The sequence below is a fragment of the Vibrio sp. 1402 genome (assembly GCF_033340275.1).
Genome location: NZ_JAWOWE010000772.1, coordinates 1 through 505, shown reverse-complemented (window position 1 = coordinate 505; position 505 = coordinate 1). Strand labels below are relative to the sequence as shown.

The 505-nt window shown below is 46.5% G+C and carries 1 protein-coding gene; it reads right to left on the bottom strand.

All coding sequences use genetic code 11. The annotated features are described in order from the left end of the window. Positions 1-505 (bottom strand): beta-propeller fold lactonase family protein (locus R7044_RS28410; RefSeq protein WP_225456438.1); only part of this gene is annotated, 505 nt, incomplete at both ends.

Here is a 505-nt window from a genome sequence, read left to right as displayed (position 1 = left end):
AATCTCGTGGAAAAACCCCTTCACAGTGAATGGCTGCTCGCCTTTTTGGCGTATCGCCAGACACATCAAACATACTGATTTTGTTCTGAGCTCGGCAAGAGACATACAAAAACGTTTCATCTTGCGAAAGACGAATCGCCGCCGCCGCTTGCTGATTCTCTTCCCCTTCTAATAATTCTGTTTGATTCGAGATAAGCCATTTATCTTGGTGCTTAACCAGAACAATCAAGGTTTCTGACAGTTCGCAAACCACATACGCTGTCGACTCTTGTTGGTTAAACACCACATGGCGCGGTCCCGAACCTGCGGGCAAATGAATCACTTGCGACAGTGAAAAATCCGGCGGCTGGGCATCGTAATCATAAATAAGGACGCTATCGCTGCCTAAGTCTACGACAACCAATTGATGACTGTGCTTTAAAAACGTGACTTGATGAGCGTGAGGAGAAGTTTGGCGCTCTAAATTCGGCCCGCATCCATCAACGTAGAAATCCGCCAATAAACT